The 18,139-nt window shown below is 38.6% G+C and carries 11 protein-coding genes; 2 read left to right on the forward strand and 9 right to left on the reverse strand.

Going from position 1 to position 18,139, the window contains the following annotated elements; all coding sequences use genetic code 11:
• Positions 1-30: 30 nt before the first annotated feature.
• The 5 genes from AAW12_RS10260 to AAW12_RS10280 all read right to left on the reverse strand — a co-directional run bounded on the left by AAW12_RS10260 (position 31) and on the right by AAW12_RS10280 (position 8,162).
• Positions 31-3,171: an error-prone DNA polymerase gene (locus tag AAW12_RS10260; RefSeq protein ID WP_046673527.1), complete on the reverse strand. Its 3,141-nt coding sequence runs from the start codon at positions 3,169-3,171 to the stop codon at positions 31-33.
• A gap of 2 nt (positions 3,172-3,173) precedes the next feature.
• Positions 3,174-4,673 carry a Y-family DNA polymerase gene (locus AAW12_RS10265; RefSeq protein WP_046673528.1) on the reverse strand — a complete coding sequence of 500 codons (1,500 nt, stop codon included), beginning with the start codon at positions 4,671-4,673 and terminating at the stop codon, positions 3,174-3,176.
• Between the two features lie 2 nt (positions 4,674-4,675).
• Entirely contained in the window at positions 4,676-5,416 is a 741-nt protein-coding gene (locus AAW12_RS10270; protein ID WP_046673529.1) for an ImuA family protein, read from the reverse strand.
• A gap of 121 nt (positions 5,417-5,537) precedes the next feature.
• Positions 5,538-6,272 carry a LytR/AlgR family response regulator transcription factor gene (locus tag AAW12_RS10275; protein ID WP_046673530.1) on the reverse strand — a complete coding sequence of 245 codons (735 nt, stop codon included), beginning with the start codon at positions 6,270-6,272 and terminating at the stop codon, positions 5,538-5,540.
• Positions 6,273-6,284: 12 nt separating this feature from the next.
• Complete coding sequence (locus tag AAW12_RS10280; RefSeq protein ID WP_046673531.1) at positions 6,285-8,162, reverse strand: sensor histidine kinase; 1,878 nt, start codon at positions 8,160-8,162, stop codon at positions 6,285-6,287.
• Between the two features lie 502 nt (positions 8,163-8,664).
• On the opposite strand from AAW12_RS10280, the gene lgt reads away from it, so the two are divergent.
• Positions 8,665-9,483, forward strand: a complete 819-nt coding sequence (gene lgt, locus AAW12_RS10285) for a prolipoprotein diacylglyceryl transferase (RefSeq protein ID WP_046673532.1) — start codon at positions 8,665-8,667, stop codon at positions 9,481-9,483.
• 64 nt (positions 9,484-9,547) lie between these two features.
• Here the strand turns inward: lgt and AAW12_RS10290 are convergent, their stop codons facing one another.
• Positions 9,548-10,216 (reverse strand): response regulator transcription factor, encoded by a 669-nt coding sequence (locus tag AAW12_RS10290; protein WP_046673533.1) that lies wholly within the window; start codon positions 10,214-10,216, stop codon positions 9,548-9,550.
• 338 nt (positions 10,217-10,554) lie between these two features.
• Here AAW12_RS10290 and AAW12_RS25435 point away from each other — a divergent pair, with 338 nt between their 5' ends.
• Positions 10,555-12,582 (forward strand): ATP-binding protein, encoded by a 2,028-nt coding sequence (locus tag AAW12_RS25435; RefSeq protein WP_053003614.1) that lies wholly within the window; start codon positions 10,555-10,557, stop codon positions 12,580-12,582.
• Positions 12,583-12,681: 99 nt separating this feature from the next.
• On the opposite strand, the gene AAW12_RS10300 is transcribed toward AAW12_RS25435, so the two are convergent.
• The 3 genes from AAW12_RS10300 to AAW12_RS10310 form a co-directional block, all read right to left on the reverse strand.
• Entirely contained in the window at positions 12,682-13,752 is a 1,071-nt protein-coding gene (locus AAW12_RS10300) for a phytase (RefSeq protein ID WP_084823135.1), read from the reverse strand.
• A gap of 13 nt (positions 13,753-13,765) precedes the next feature.
• Positions 13,766-15,028 (reverse strand): right-handed parallel beta-helix repeat-containing protein, encoded by a 1,263-nt coding sequence (locus tag AAW12_RS10305; protein ID WP_046673612.1) that lies wholly within the window; start codon positions 15,026-15,028, stop codon positions 13,766-13,768.
• A gap of 149 nt (positions 15,029-15,177) precedes the next feature.
• Entirely contained in the window at positions 15,178-17,964 is a 2,787-nt protein-coding gene (locus AAW12_RS10310; RefSeq protein ID WP_046673535.1) for a TonB-dependent receptor, read from the reverse strand.
• Positions 17,965-18,139 lie beyond the last annotated feature (175 nt).

An 18,139-nucleotide genomic window follows, 5' to 3' on the forward strand; every position in this document is an offset into this window, starting at 1 on the left:
AGATCAAAAATCAGATTAATAAATGAAAGATCAATGAAAATTTCTTCCCTTATGAAAAATACCTGCAGCATTGTCGCCATCTGTTGTCAGATCTTTTAACAAACCTGACATATCAAAGCATCGTTCTGCTATTACATGAATAACCTCTCCTTCAACTTGAATTTTACCCGCGACCATCAGGAGTTTTGCGCGAAGAATTTCTTTTCGATATTTTTCAAATACAGTACTCCAAACGACAATATTTGCAAAACCGGTATCATCTTCAATGGTGATAAATAAAACACCTTTAGAGGTTCCTGGTCGTTGTCTAACCGTAATCAATCCGCATATTTTCACGAGTATATTATTTTTGATCAGACCTAATTTTGCTGTGGGCACGACATGGAGTAGATCAAGCTTACCGCGCAAGAAACTCACGGGATGTGCTTTAATGGATAGCGAGGTTCTTGCATAGTCGGCCACTACATGTTGGCTTTTCGTGAGCAATGGCAGTTCGATCTGTCCTTCTACTATACTTTCAGAGGGTTGACCTTCAAATAATGCAATCGGACGATCCGCCAATGCTGTAATTTCCCAAAGTGCTTGCCGACGATCAATACCTAATGATGTAAAGGCATCTGCATCAGCTAACTTCTCCAACGCAGTAAGAGATAGTCCAACATCCATCATACCAGTAATGGATGCATAAGCAGACTGCCGACCTTGTGTCAGCACAGCAGCCTCTTCCATTGAAAATCCTTTGATCTGACGTAAGCCTAATCGAAGGTCATGTGGTTTTCCAATTTCTCCTTCTAAGGTATTGTCCCACAAGGAATGATTTATATCAATAGGACGTACTTTTACCCCGTGTTTCTGTGCATCAATAACAATTTGAGCGGGCTGATAAAAACCCATAGGTTGGCTATTGAGTAAGGATGCCGCAAAAATATCGGGATAGTAATACTTGAGCCATGAGGACACATACACCAGTAACGCAAAAGACGCTGCGTGACTCTCTGGAAAACCGTAACTGCCAAAACCTTCCAATTGCTTAAAAACTCGATTTGCAAATTCTTCCGTATAGTTTTTCTTTACCATACCATCGACCATCTTTTTGTGAAAAGTTGACACCTGCCCTTTGGCTTTGAATGTAGCCATGCTTCGGCGCAATTCGTCGGCCTCTGCAGGTGTAAATCCCGCAGCAACAATGGCAATTTCCATGGCCTGCTCCTGAAAAAGAGGGACGCCCAAGGTTTTTTCAAGAATGGTTTGGATCTCTGTGCTTGGATAATCGACAGCTTCCTCTTTATTTCGCCGACGCAAATAAGGATGCACCATATCGCCTTGTATTGGTCCAGGCCGTACGATAGCCACCTCAATAACCAGGTCATAAAATTTGCGCGGTCTTAATCGCGGCAACATCGACATTTGGGCCCTGCTTTCGATCTGGAACACACCTAAGGTATCCGCATGACAGATCATATCGTAAACCTTTGGATCGTCTTTTGCCCCAATATCAGCCAGGGTAAGCTCTTTTCCATAATGCTTTTTAGCGAGGTCAAAAGCTTTGCGTATACAGGTCAACATCCCCAAAGCAAGTACATCAACCTTTAGAAAACCCAGTGCCTCAAGATCATCTTTATTCCATTCGAGATTTGTCCGATTATCCATGCGGGCATTTATTAAGGGACAAAGCTCATGCAAATTACCTTGCGTAATAACAAAGCCGCCCGTATGCTGCCCCAATTGACGTGGAAAGCCAATATATTGGTGCGTCAATTCGAGAACTTTTCGCAAATGTTGATCTTCGGGATTAAAGCCCTGTTCAACCAAACGTTCCAAATTGATATCGTCGTCCCAATGGCTACTCACTACCCCTGCTAAACGCCCTACAGCATCCATGGAAAGCCCCATCGCCTTGCCAACATCACGTATTGCGCCTTTGGATCGTACCTGTGTGACAGTTGCTACGATAGCAGCACGATTTCGACCATATTTCTCATAAATATACTGGATCACTTCTTCTCGACGCTCATGTTCAAAGTCGACGTCTATGTCCGGCGGTTCATCGCGTGCATCGGACATAAATCGTGCAAATAAAAGCCTGTATTTTGATGGGTCAACAGAAGTAATGCCCAAACAGTAACAGACCGTAGAATTTGCTGCCGATCCACGTCCCTGGCATAAAATTCCTTTTTCCTTTGCAAACCGGACATAATCGTATACAGTTAAAAAATAAGAAGCATAATTTTTGCGTTCGATAAAATCAAGTTCCATTTGAATCGTTTCACGAACTGTTGCTGGAATAGCTCCGTCAAATCGTTTTTTTGCCCCTTCCCAGGTTAAATAAGTTAATTCCTCCTGCGTCGTTCGACCATGGGATGATAATTCATCTGGATAGATGTACTTCAAATCATCTAGGGCAAAACGACAAGCATTGGCTATTTTTACACTCTGTGCTACGGCCTCAGGATACAGCCTAAACAAGCGTTCAACTTCAGGTATTGATTTGAGATAACGCTCCGCATTAGGATGTAAATGAAATCCAGCCGTATGTATCGTACATTTTTCACGAATGCAGGTTAAAATATCCTGCAATTCACGCCTTTCAGGGACATGATAATATACATCACCAAGTACCACCCTCGGGAGATCCAATTGTTCGCCCAGCTGATTTATCCGAAACAATAATTTAGCATCATCCCCACGATAGAGTTTTTTTATTCCTAGATTAAGATAGCCCTGGAGATGCTGTTGACATTCCTGAACAAACTCAATAAATGAATGTTCAAGCTCAAACCCCACGACCAATTTTTCAGGTGGACAAATAATGAATATAATCCCTTCAGCGTATTGAAATACATCGTTTTTATATAACTCGCATTTTCCTTTTTCGGTCCTTAAATTTCCAACAGTTAACAATGTTGAGAGTCGGCCATAAGCCTCTTTATCTGTTGGGTAGGCCAATAAACTTGGGCCATCCTGTAAATCTAAACGACAGGCAGGAATAAGTCGTATACCTACTTTCTTAGCCGCGATATGCGCACGAACGATCCCAGCAAGGCTATTACGGTCGGTTACTGCAACAGCATGATACCCTAATTGAGCAGCCCTTTCGATCAGTTCCTCAGGGTGTGAAGCACCTTCGAGAAAACTAAAATTACTTGTTATCTGTAATTCACAATAGCCCATGCTTAAGCAAAAAAACCATGTATAAACCATTGATCCGTATGCCCGTCATAATGCCCCGAACGATACAGCCAAAAACGCCGGCCTTGCAGATCTTCTACCGCATAGTAATCCCGATGTTCGCCTGGATCAATCCACCATTCACGCTCAATACGTTCGGGGCCATCTGCTTTTCTGATCGTATAGATGTCTCCCTTATAACGGAACAAGATGGGGGGATAATCGGGTATGGGAGCTGTAACAATAATACGTTCCGGAACCTTCAATAATCGTGTCGGACGTGGTCTTGCCATTTGCCAGTCAACAGTTGCAACCTCATCTAGTGTAGTCGCTATTTTCATGGATCGCTCGGGCCAGTAATGTGCAGACGGAACATAGCGTGAAATCTCACAATTGGCGTCCCTACTTTTCAAGCGATCTAACAGTTCGGTAACTGTCGGGTTTTTGAGGCCAATTCTATTGTTCCAAAGATTTTCCTGAATAGGATCTGCGATTTCAACTTTAGAAACCTCCAAAGTAAATAATTCAATCCCCAATGCCGGTTCAATCTGTGGAATCTTTATGGCAAATAATTGAAGGATATGTTTGACCTGGGCAGTAGCACGATTAGTCTCAATGCTGATTGTCTCTAATTTCCCATCCACGCGGTGGCAATTCAATTCAGCTGCACGTAATCCTTTCCCCTCTCCCGACAAACGTTTACACAACTTGTTTAATAACTCTTCCAGCGCCAGTTCAATACCATGTGCTGTACAGATGGGTTCGAGACAAGGTAATCGCTCTTCATATGGTAAATTAGCTTTTATAGGAAGAACAAATTCATCTTCCAGCCCCATGGCCTGATCCAGTCGAAGTAATAGGCTGTCACCAAATCTTCTACGCAAGACTGAACGCGGCATTTTTGCAAAACTTCCTATTGACTGTAGTCCAAGCGATTGCAACCTTTTCAATTGAACCTCTTCCAATCGTAGTGCTGCAGGGTGCAAGGGAAAAAGTACCTCTGACTGCGCCTGTTCATTTATAATCGTATTTTCAGAACCAAAATGTGTGATAGCCCATGCGGCCCCAATGGTATCAGCAATGCCCATGCGCACAGTATAACCATGTTGTTTAAATTGAGAAACAATACTTGTTAAGTAAGTTGCCTCTCCACCCCAAAGATGTGCACAACCACTTATATCGAGCATAATTCCATCGGGCTCATCCAATGAAACCCATGGTGTATACCTTATGCACCAATCTGCTATGGAATGGAGTAATTTTTCAGCCAATCCAGCTTGCTCTTTGATGATTTTAAGTGATGGAATAAATGCCCGTGCATCTGCTATAGCCATACCTGCGTGTATCCCCGCTTGCTCTGCAAATGCGTTACACGCACTGACGATTAATTTTCCTTGCACAGCGACAGACAAAACAACAGGAACATCCTGCAAATGTGGCTTACAGACAGTAAGCCAATCTGTTTTTAAGTAACGAAACCAAAGGGACGCAAATCTTTTTTTCATGGCTAGCCTAAATTTTGATAATTATAGGTCCAATCTGTGATCTGCACATCTTTTTTGAGGAATGTTCTAAATCCTTGTGGAGACCAGATAATTTGTCCTTTGGCTGGATTACCATTTCTTACCTTAAGCAGCTCTACTTCCCAACAGGGGTAACCAATACCAGGTAATCCATCATCCGATTGACTAGGTAAAGAAGTAACCTTCCAACGTGCAGCACAACTCGTCGCCAACAAGGTCTTGGGGTTATGTTGAAGTATAAATCCTGTCACCCGGCTTTTTTCTACGGCAAGTTGAAGGCGCCTTGACTGAATAAAATCCAGCTGATGTATTTCAGCCAATACGGCTGTTATGCCATGGCATTTCAACGCTTCTTCCATTGCCCATAAAACATCTCTTTCCCGTTTCATGGAGACAAAAACAATTGAGGCCGGATCAACTCCAAATGATTTGATAGCAGCAGGAAATACCGTTTGAATAGAGCCTATCCAAATACAAATCCCATCATTTTGCATCAGTTTTCCAAGCAAAGCTCCAATAAATCCACAGGAAGCAGCACTATCCATGCGGCTAAAGCTAACAAATTCATGTATAACACCTTTGGGAAAGATTCCATTTGGAAAAGCTTTTTCCAAAGGCCCCAAATCTATAGCGCATTCATCATTCAAACTTTGAACTACTCCCTGCCACGACAGTAAGTCTTTTTTAAGTTTGCTAATCAAAGCTTGTTTATCATCTAACATCATAGCCCCTCCTATTTAATAGTACACACAAATGTAATACTAAATATTTTAGTATTAAAGACGAAAGCTATATTTTTTAGCAAATAAACACAGTGCTAAAACGGAATCTTTACTATTTCAATTCTTATATATCATTCAAGAACTGTTGGATGACATCTTTTTTTCTGGTCGCAACAGGAATCATTTTACCATCAGACATTTCTATTTGGCCATCCTTGAAATATTTTTTAATATAATTGGCATTGATTAAATAAGATTGATGACAACGAATAAATTCAGATTCAGGAAGCATCGTTTCAAAATGTTTAAGGACTTTTGAAACCATCATCGGTTTATTGTCTTTGATATAAAATGTAGTATATCCTTTATCTCCATGACAATAAAGAATATCATCAATATTCACGATCTGGGTATATTCAAATGTACGAAGCGCTATCTTACGAGGTCTACTTGGAGATTTCAGATAACTTTCGGCCATGCTTAATTGCATGCTATTGAACTTAAATTCCGTATTTTTTTTATAACATTTTTCAATAGCTTCCATAAATTGTTCTGGGACTAATGGCTTTAATAAATACGCAATGGCACCTATATTTAGGGCTTCTATGGCATACTGGTTAAATGCTGTTATAAAGATGGTATTAATGTCCAATTTCAGTTCTGAAAGGAAGGATAAACTGGATCCATCTTTCAATTGAATATCGGCTAAAATAAGATCTGGATTAGATTCAAGCAATTCACGTTCTGCCTGGGCAATAGAGGGACTATAACCTACTATCTGAACATAGGGTATCGCATCTAACAGAGACTTAATATACAGATAGATGTTATGCTCGTCTTCAAGAATATAAACTTTCATAATTTCACGTATTTAATTAAAATATAAAACAAGTGGGATATAAATTTCTACACGATATCCACTTTTATCTTCTTTATAATTGGGTTTTATTTCAATCTTTGCTTTTTGCTTTGGATCAGTAAATAAGAGTTCAAGACGCTCTTTGGTAATCACCTGTGAAAGAGATGTCTTGTGCGCATTCTCTTTTTTATCCGTGCGCATTCCCCAACCATTATCACTGATAACAATATGCAATTGATCTGCTTGCTGATTAAAAAAAATTTGTAACTGTCCGCGATAATTTAAATTTTTGAAAGCATGTTCAATAGCGTTTTCAACAAACGGCTGAATCAACATGGGGGGAATCATGACATCGTCCACATCCAAATTACCGCTCTCAATTTCAAAATCAAATACATCTTGATAGCGCATCTGCTGTAAAAGTATATAATTCTTTAATGATTTAATTTCTTGATCCAAAGAAATATACTCCTCCCTATTTAATTCGAGTATATCACGAATTTGACGGGACAACAGGATGAGATATTGATTTGCTTTTGCTTTTTGTTCACTACTGATCAAACCTTGCAAATTAGCTATAGCATTATAAATAAAATGGGGATTAAGCTGGTTTTGTCGTGTCTTTTGCTCTAAAATTAATTGTCTGTTTTCGGCAACTATACGCTGATTAATATTTTTCAACAGCTTTTGTTTATTCCGATAATAAATGAAGAATGCAATACTAAAGATCAGCGCAAATAAAATAACAAAAATCCAACGCTGTTGGACCATAATCTGATGGTTGAAGGCATTTGTTGTTTTTAAAAGCTGAATAGCCTGGTCCTTTTTTTCAGTTTCATATCGTGTATTGATCTCGTTTATTCGCTCATTTTCGATATTTTTTTTACTATTTTTATAATCCTGAAAAGCCGAATCCAACGTAAAATAGGCCCGTTCATAATCTCCTTTAAGCGCATGTGCTAATTGTAGATTTTGATAATAAAACAATTTATTTTGCTTGCCTTTATGCGTTTTGATAAACTGTAATCCCGCATTAAAATAATAGATGGCCGAGTCCACTTGATGAGCATTCAAAAAGTTTTTCGCCAAATTCGCATAAGCATAAGCGTTCAGTGTTTTTTTTGAAGATAAATAATTAAAATACTTTTGGGATGCCTCTACTGCTTTTCGACTATTACCTATGCTAAAAAAATACTGCGCCTGTAAATTATACATGCGCATAATAATAGCAGAATCAGCCGTTTTATTTGCGTAATATTTGCAGCTATCTAATGTTAATTTTAATTTCTCAAAATCATGCAATTCAATATACTGTATAAATTTAATCTCCTGATGGGCCTGTGCAACATGTGGGTCGGATCTATTGGGATGATAATGATACCACGACTCGTTATCTTTGAGTGCCTGGTTATAATCAGCGCGGCGATAATTTGCATTGGCCAATAGATTAAAAAAAAGAAAACTAAACCTACTTTTATTTGCTAATGCATATTCTTTCGCATCGATAATTTGTTCCATGATGCCAATATTAGTCACATCATTAAAACTAAAATTAGCTCTTATTTTAAAGTAATCCTTCAGAACAAGCAAATCCGGAGACAATTTTTTCCCATCAAGGTTTTTCAGCGCAATTTCTATTGAATCAATTTTATCATCCAACAAGTAGTTATACGCCAAAAAAATCCAATTATAGCCAGAAATATTAAAATATCTATCCTGTGCAAACTCCGTTGTCTTCTTTGCTATAATAGATTGATCCCTAAAATCCTGTAGAGCGAGAAATTTTAATAATGTGTCCTGATAGGTTAAATCAAGTGCCTTATCTTCAGTATGCGCATTATTTCTAGACGTCTGACGGCCACTTTGATGACAAGAGAGTAACTGTGCCATTAGCACGAGAGATAAAAAACAAAAAGTAAATCTTGTCATATTTCGTATCATCAGAATATAACTATCTGTTTAAATTTACATGAAGGTTTTATATTTTTCCATTACCTCCTCCATTAACTATAATAAGCTTTCACAAGATATCAACAGCTATAAAAAATAGGCAAGGCACTACTATCCATATCATGTTATCTATTGTCGAATATCGGAATATTATCAAAAAAACCAATATATACTTTTAAAAGTATTTAACCCCACTGATACTTATGTTAATATTCTTCCTCAGTAAAAACACCGAGTGCAATTATTGATCGCAGATAGAGTTAATTTTCTTTTACTCCCCACAAACATACAAATTGGTCAACAATAAAAACTTCCTATTTAATAATCGCAATATATGACTCAATATTTGCATCGATAAAGAGAATTTCGTTTTTTATCAAAACGTGTAACGAAATAGCCATACCACATACTTATATCATATAGCATCACGCTAAAACGTAATATGGTAAATAATCTAATCTTTACTTACATAAACTGGACTATAGATAGTGATATCTTTGTTATTCCACTTATTGAACACCCTATTCGCTGGTACGGACTATTTTGGTTATTGGGTATTGTATTATGTTATAAGATATTAGGATCATTATTTAAGAAAGAAGGTCGGCCACCCGAGTTTTTAGATCAACTAACCATTTATATTGTTTTTGGCACTGTCATTGGCGCTAGACTAGGGCATGTATTATTTTACGATCCCGGTTATTACCTCAATAATCCCTTAAAAATATTAGCCATATGGGAAGGTGGGCTGGCAAGCCACGGTGGCGGTATAGGCATACTAATCGCTATCTATTTATTTGCAAAAAAACAGCAACTTCCTTTTCTCTGGGTTGCAGATCGGATTGCTTTGGTCGTCCCTTTAGCTGGTGTTTGCATTCGACTGGGCAACTTAATGAACTCTGAAATGATTGGCACAGCAAGTAGCTTACCTTGGGCCTTTGTGTTTACCCATATCGATACTATCCCCCGGCATCCGGCACAGCTTTATGAAGCCTTATTTTGTCTCCTATTATTCGTATTGTTATATCGTTTGTGGAAGGAAAACAATCTTCGACGTAACAATGGAAACTATTTCGCCTTGCTGTTGGTTTTGCTGTTTTCGTTCAGATTTTTAGATGAGTTTTTGAAAATCAATCAAGAGCATTTTGAAGACTCCTTATTCATCAATATGGGACAGCTGCTTAGTATACCCTTCATTCTTATTGGAGCTGGTGTATTTATCTTCAACCGTTTTCAGGAAAAGAATACCAAATTAAAGTAATGGGATGCGTAGTACTTCCAATAATAGCCCGCTACGTCATGCTCACCAAATACAGAAATGGTTATCATGATTTTTTTAATAAGCCATGTTGAAAAGCATATTTTACTAATTCCGCGGTATTTTTTACCCTTGTTTTATCTATCAAGCTCTGCCGATATCCTTCAACAGTACGCTTACTCAAAAAGATTTTATCTGCAATTTCTAAATTTGTAAAACCGTCAGCGATTAACTCCAATACTTCTAGCTCGCGATCGTTTATTTCCAGATCGAGGATGATATTTGAGCCCGCATCCCTATAAACTTGACCGGAAGAAACTAGTTCAAGCAGGGCTATACTAATTTCTTCGCTCATATAGCGTCCGCCTTCAGCGACATGCTTTAATCCAAAAAGTAATTCATTGTAACCTATATTTTTCAACAGGTAGCCTGAAAGACCATGTTCAAAACCTTCAACAACATAATGAATTTGATTTAGCATAGACAATATCACAACTTTGACCAATGGATATTTTTGACTGATGATTTTTAAAAGCTCCATCCCGTCCATATGCTCCATGTTTATATCAGTTAAAATAATATCAGGAGCTAAACCATTCGCCAATATAGACAGCGCTTCTGCACCATCAGATGCCTCGCCTATCACCGTAAATTCTCCCTGGGATTCTAAAAGTAGTTTAATACCATTCCGTACGACCATGTGATCTTCAACCAATAGTATCTTAACCGTATTCATCTTCTATGGCATTTAAATAAAAACTTTCAATTCTATTTTATTCCAAACTTATGCTGCAACGATAATTTATAATATTCGCTATTTGAAATAAAAAAGAAACAGACTGCATAAACAAAATAAAGATACAACTTTCTATCCAGTCTACTGTCGACATGATGAGTTCACATGAAACAGCCCACAGGATCAACTGGCAAATAAAATAGTGGATTTCATCCCGTACGACAACTCCGGTCATTTATGGATAGAGCGAAAACTCATGAGAAAGGAACAATATTTGTATGCTATTAAATCAAGCTATAGCGATATCGCTTTAATCAATACTTAATTTTTGCTATGTTATGATATGTTCAGATAAAGATATTTTAGCCGTTCTCACCTCTTCATTGGATGCCTGCGCAATTTATGATAGTGCAGAACTCCATATTTCTTATGCAAGCACTAACATGTTAAAACTTTGGGGTTGTGATCAGCGTATTATTGGGCAGTGTCTTGAAAATTGTCTTCAACGAGAAGATTTAACACCCTATATCCCCCTCCTGAAAAATGTCTGGATAAACGGAAAAACTGCGGTCATTGAAAAGATAAGGATTAAACTCAAAACGGAAAAACAGTCTTCACTAGGTTATACGCACACTTTTGAATATCATCCGCTCATCGATGAAAAAGGTGAAATTTATGGCATATTTAATCAAATTAGACTGATACCTGAAAATGAAGACAAGTACCCACAAACACAGGAAAAAAATACCATTGAACGAAAATTGCTACAAGATTTATTAACTCAAAAATATCTTATAGCAGGAAAACACTATAAGAGCCCAACGAATAATTACACCTTGTCATCTAAACATACTGAAGATCTAAATGAAAAACTTAAGGGGGCACTCAAGAAAATCATTGAGAGTGAAGAACATTATCATTTTGCTTTACAGTCGGCCGAGATGGGAACATGGAACTTAAATTGTAAAAATTACTTAGTGAATTGGGATGAACGGACTCGGGAACTCTTTGGGTTTGCGAAAGGTGAGTATGTTCCATACAATGAAGTCCTTAAATATATTCATCCAGAAGATAGGAATAGAATCGATCAAGAAGTCAAAAAATCACTGACTTATCAAAACAAAGGTGTTTATGACGTACAGTTTAGAACCATTGGAGCACAAGATCTTCAGTTACGGTGGTTGCACTGTAAAGGAAGAGTATACTTTGACCAAGACCAACAACCCGAATGGTTTGCAGGTACCGCTATAGATATTACCACCCAGCATCAAGAACACGAAAAGCTTGAAGCAATTCATCAACTTATCGCCAAAAGAGATCAACAGTTTAGAATGATCGTAGAAGCCGCCGGTATCGGTATATTTTCTATTGACATGGAAACCAAAACAATGGAACTCAATGATCGCTGCCGTGAATTATTTGGCTTCGATCAGCAAGACAACATCAAAGAAGCTGACTTTTTTGACCAAATCCTGCCTCAGTACAGAACTATCATCCATGATGTTTTTCTGGAAGTAACACATAAACAATCTCCTTTCGATTGTCAATGTGAAATAAAAGATAAAAAAACAGGTAAGATAAAATGGTTAAGGTCAATAGGTGGAAGTCAATTGGAATCGGATACAACAAGACATATGATCTACGGCGCTATAATAGACAGCACCAATGACAAGGAAGAAGAAAGGAAAAAACTAGACTTTATTAGTATCGCAAGTCACGAACTTAAAACACCGTTGACCTCACTAATTGCCTATATCCAATTACTTCAGGCCAAAGAAGGTACACTGAGCACCGAAAAGCGCATGCAATATCTCCACCAATCGAATGAGCAAGCAACGCGTATGCGCGGTTTAATTGACGGCTTTTTAAATGTTACTCAATTAAATGAGGGTAAGCTAGTGCTTCGCAAAAAGACATTTAACGTTTGCTCTTTAATCGATTATATTCAAAATATCTATTCTTTAAAATCGGTAAAGCACTTCATCCATTATACAGGAGCAATAGATTCGAATTTGGAGATTATTGCCGATCGTGATAAAATCGAACAAGTGCTAATCAACTTCATGGACAATGCCATTAAATATTCACCCAGTAATTCAACAATTACCCTGCATGTGGCAATACAATCAGGTTATTTTGAAGTCGAGATCAAAGACCAAGGAAAAGGCATCAATCACAAGGACCAGAAACAAATATTCAACAAATTCTATCGTGTAAATGACGATGCAGATTGTTACGCGTCGGGATTTGGCATTGGGCTGTTTATTTGCAAAGAAATTATTCAAAAACATCAAGGAGAAATTGGTGTCAACAGCCAGATTGGTCAAGGATCAACCTTTTGGTTTAAAATTCCGCTCAGTGCATAAAGCATAACGCGAGGTATTTTAAACAAATATTACCAATAGCAAAAAAAAGCAACAGCTGTAATCAAATAACAACTGTTGCTCTAGCACTTATTCTATAACCTATTTCTTTTTCAAATCCGCTCCGGCAATATCTTCCCATCGATAGTAATGGAATGTTTTATCGTCGCTCATAGTAACAAACAAGCCATGTTTAAAGGTTTCATTTAAATTAAAGGAGGTCGTTTCTGAACCATCACTTTGTGTTGCCATAACCGGTACAGTCTTCAGATATTTGTGTTCGAAAGGATTGCTTTGGGTTCCTTCCCGACTAAAGACCTGAAAACGATTTGCACCCTGGTCCGACACCAAGATATATCCGGTACTATCGGTCAATTTATAAATCGAAATACCTTCATGATCTTCTTTAAAACCTGTTGTAGCAAATAATGCCAACTGTTGGTTTCCCTTTGCTGGATCGGCATAGTATTGTTTTACGCCAACTTGTTCGTCCGAATAGTAAATATATCCAAGCTCATTGTCCACCGCTATCGCCTCGATCTCTTTTTTTCCACTAAATGAACCAAATTTGCGAACCAATGTAGCTTTTACCGTACCAGAACCATTATCCTCCAATAAATATTGACCCAAATAGCCTTCTTTTGGTCCATTTTTCCGTCCAACAATAGCATAGATCTCTCCTTTTGGGGAAGTATATAGGGCAATCCCCATCAGATCCCTAAATTCCGGTTCAGTTTCGCTAACAAACATATCCAGTCCCCCTTGATCGATCGGTTTCATATCGGGTAATGAAAAGACACGCAATTTATGGGTCATACGCTCTGTTGTGACGGCGATATCGACAGGTTTCCCCCCCAATACCAAACCGTAGGCTACATCAACATTGTTTGGTCGTTTTAAATTGGAAACCACTTTTTCTTTGACCGTTTTACCCTGTAAATCGTACACGAATAAAGCTCCATCGGCATCTTTATCCGTTGCTATAATCAAACTCTTGCTCGGATCGCTCTTATTGATCCAAATTGCGGGATCATCCGAATCATAACGTACAGCATCAGTCACAATAACGGGCTTAACTGATTCTATATTATTTGTTTGCGCATTTTCGCATGCCATTTGAAGCAGGGTTGATGCTCCCAAAGTTAGTGTTAGTATTGTTTTTAAATTTGTCATTATATGAAGTAAATTAGAATTTGGAACCGAATGCCCCAACATATGCTGCTGGCTGGGGAGAACTATAGATTAGACCGTTTGACATCACCAGGCCACTCGTAAAATGAGGTTTAAAAGCAAGGGTACCAGCCTTTAATGCAGGTGAATTCCCTTGGAGATGAAAATCCCAGGTGGCGTCAAACAGATAGTTGTCGACTGAGGTTTCCAAAGGATAGGCTATAAATTTAGGATTATTATCTCCTGCCACTTTACCTCTAATATCATTACTACCGCCTACAATATCATTTTTGCCGACCTGAAACTGATCTACATTCAATTGGCTGTAACCATAGTACCAGTTATTACTTGACACAGAACGGTTATCTTCTGGCTTTTTCGGGTCGCGCTTGACTCCAAACCGCGTATTAGCAAAAAGATTATTGTAAATCTCGGCTCTGACAGATGCTTCTAACCAAATCGAACCTCCTTTGGCTGTCGGTCTGCGCCATCCAGTGTTGAGCATGGTATTATTGTAAACAATAATATAAGCCTGGGGTGTACGGTCTCCTGAATTGGACAGTTTTAATGCATTGGTATTTACACTATACACTAGGTTATAAGCAACATCTGCAAGACATCCGGATTTGAAATTCATCGCTTCGCCACCTGTCACCCCATTGGAAAAGAAACGGTTGTTAGCAAAAATGATTTTTCCTCCTTCAATATACGTGCAGTCTTCGTGAAAATGACTTACCGTACTATTTTGAACCACTAGTTTTCCATTTGGATTAGAAAACCATAGCGCTGGTAAAGCTTCACCAGACACCTTTTTATACAAGCCCATCTTTACGGAAGTTGACGCGTCTGATGTAATTGCCCCCCCATACTCTATGATGGTATTGTCCAAAACAAGTTCCTGACAGCTTGGAGCGGCTAAAATTCCTCCCCATAATTTGCCAAATTCATTCGTCTTCGTCTTATACCCATCTTCAACCGTAAACTTGACAGGATTTTCAGCTGTACCTAACGCATATAAATTACCCAAAACAACAATTTCAGGCTTATTGACAGAATCCATCAATACAGTTACGCCTTCCTCAATCGTTAGTGTCTTACCTTCGGGAATAATAATATCCCCCTTAATATGCTGCACACTCCCCTTATTCCACACACCGGAGACCTCGCCGATAGCACTTCCATCGGCATCAGAAGTATCAACATCAATATTTGCTTTTTCACAGGCGCTTAACACCACGATAAAAAATGCTAGAAACGATAAAATACATTTATTTTTCATCTGTATATATTTAATTTTAATGATGAAGCGAATCATACTTGTTCAAAACTTGATCGTTCCAAAAAAGGGAAAGCTTCACCGAAACAAACTGTTGTTATTTCACACCGTACATGTTCAGATTAAAACATGTTGTGTTTTACGCGGGTCTATTATTTACTAAACGAATAACGTAAACCAAGGATATAGTTCTGTCCATACAAATCCTTTCTAATCAATGTATTTCCGCCTTCAATAAGCTTTTCGGCAATCTTCTCATTTTCGGGATTTGTTCCTTTCACATACAATTCCATGGGTGTATTCAAGATGTTGTTGGCTTTGGCAAAAACGGCCCAACCTGCTTTAAATTTTTTCTCAATAGAAGCATCTAACTGAACAAATCCCTTTTGCCATAAATCATCGTTCAAAAATTGCGATACTGTATTGATCCGTGAGCCGGTATAAGATCCAGCCAACTGTCCTTCCCAGCCATTATTAGCATCTTTGTAAAGCAATGATAGATTGGCCACATGTGCAGCTTGCCCATATAATGGTCTAGTTTGATCCACGATTATCGCTTCTGGGTCCTGTGTGGTTTCATTGATTCGACGTGACATCTTAGCGGTCGTTATACGTGAATGTGTATAGGTATAATTGGCCTTAACACCAAATTTCTGGATATACTTGATGTAATCAACCTCGACACCAAAGTTGTTGGCATTACCAAAATTACCTGGAGTGTAGTATACATCTTGCTTACGAACCTCATCCGGTTGAAAGGTATATTCAATTGGGTTTTTGATTTTCTTATAAAACATACCGACAAGAAATTGTGAGGAAGCTTCAGGGAATAACTCATACCTTAAATCGAAATTATCTGCTATGGCATGTTTTAAATCTGGGTTTCCTTTTTCTAAAAACTCTTCATTAACCACACTTGAGGGTACAATTTCATAAAATCCAGGTCGGTTTAACGCGCGATAATAAGCCGCATGAAGCTGTTGTTTTTCGTCCAAATGATATTTCATGGTCAAACTTGGCAGCCATTCTGTATAAATTTGTGATCCCTCCGGTCTTTTTTCTCCTGCAGGAAACAATAATTTATAATTCTGATTGCTGTGTTCCATCCGGATTCCACCGATCATCTGCCATTTGTCATTCTCATAATTGAACATGCCATACAATGCTGTGGTCTTCTCACCAGCGTCGTAAGTTAGTGGATTTGCGACAGCTCCAGTAGGATTGGTGACAGTCAGATTGAGATCGGTATAGCGCTGAAAATCCACACCGTATTTATACTTTGCCTCTTCTGCAGAAGCTGGTGATAAGTTGTAGTTATTGTAAAAACTACTACGCTGTTTATCACGATACAGACCTCCGGTCGATAGCTCCAGCTTACTGTTTTCCATTGGAACTTTATAAGCTACATCCCAATAACCTGCATGATCATTATCCGTATTCCGTTCCCAGCGATGGGTTACAGGAGATTTATTGACGAGAGAAGTTCTTTTACGTTCAAAATTTTCTTCTACGCCATCCAAACTGATCATCGTATTTTGTGGCAATTGATTGCGCGCTGAAGAAAGCACACCTGACCAACGGACATTCAGCCGATTATCTAAAAAATGATGATCCCCCTGTAGGGTACCATTGTAGATCTGTTGCTGTGTTTTTCGACTTCTTGTCACATAGGTCAGTTCGGCTTTACCAATACTGGGATCATACTGGCCATTATATATCGTATTCACAGCATCACGCAATTGCATGTTATTTAAATTCACATACATTTGATAGAAGCTAATCCGATGATTCAGATTAAATCGATAGTCGATCTTGTTATGCAAACCTAAGCGTTGTTGCTGTTCATCATATTGACGATCACTCTGCTCAGTAATTACCGCATTGGGATTTACGCCAACGACAGCCGATTTGTAGAAAATAGAACGACTGCCACGATGTAAATTTTGATAACTCGCACCCAAAATAACGCCCAATTTATCATCCAAATACCGATTGCCTATTGTCAAATTGCCGACAAGGTCTGGAAGGGGCTTTTTATAAGTATAATCTAATGCACCTTTATTAAAATCAGCTGCGGTTGCATTGTAATTCTTCCCATGCTGTTCATATGGCGATTTTGCCGAGGTTCCGCTTGTTGAAAAGCTTCCAAAATCCCGATTAAAATAACGTTGGCTATAACCCGTTGCCAAATTTGCTTGAAGCAATAGCTTTGTCGGCGCCGATTTCATAACCATATTGACAACCCCACCCACTGCATCGGCTTCCATATTTGGTGTTAGCGACTTGTAGACTTCTAAGCGTTCCAACATATCTGAAGGAAATAAATCCAAAGGCACATAACGGTATTTATTATCTGGACTCGGAACTTTTACGCCATTCACCAAAGTCGTGTTGTAACGTTTATCCATCCCTCTCAGAATTGCGTATTGCCCCTCGCCATTCGAATTTCTTTCTATGGATACACCCGAAACACGCTGTATAACATTTGCGACGGTGATATCGGGAGAAATCTCTATTGCGCGTGCCGAAACAACATTCATAATTTGTGACGCATTCTTCTCCAAACGCCGCGCGCTAGGATCGTCATCCCCACCGTTTCGACGTCCTTTTATAGTTACTTCCATTAATGTTTGTTCGGTCGATGTCAGCTGAAAAATAAAATGAGGGGTATTTTCTTTTTGAATCTCGATTTCTTTAATTAGTTCGGCGTAAGCCATATGCTTGATATGGACCTTATCCACACCTGCAGATAATCCTTTGAATTCAAACGAACCATCCAATTGTGTTTTGGTCGATAGCCCACTTTGTTCCAAGAAAACTGTTGCACCAGCAATAGCTTCACCAGTCTGACCATCCAATACCTTACCTTTGATTTTGGTCGCATAAGCAGCGCTGACCGAAATACTGGAGGCAAGTAATACTGTTAAAAAGTTTTTCATTTTGCTTAGATTATTATGAATCTTTGATTGTTGTCGCAAAGATGGAAGCCAATTTTAATCACACAAAATATCGAGCGTTACAACAAGGAAACAAGGCAGAAAATGGGTTATACAGCGAGGAAACAAACACTACTAAACAACTAATAAACAACAGTTTAAATACTATTTAAGCGCC

It is taken from the genome of Sphingobacterium sp. Ag1 (assembly GCF_000988325.1).
GTDB lineage: Bacteria > Bacteroidota > Bacteroidia > Sphingobacteriales > Sphingobacteriaceae > Sphingobacterium.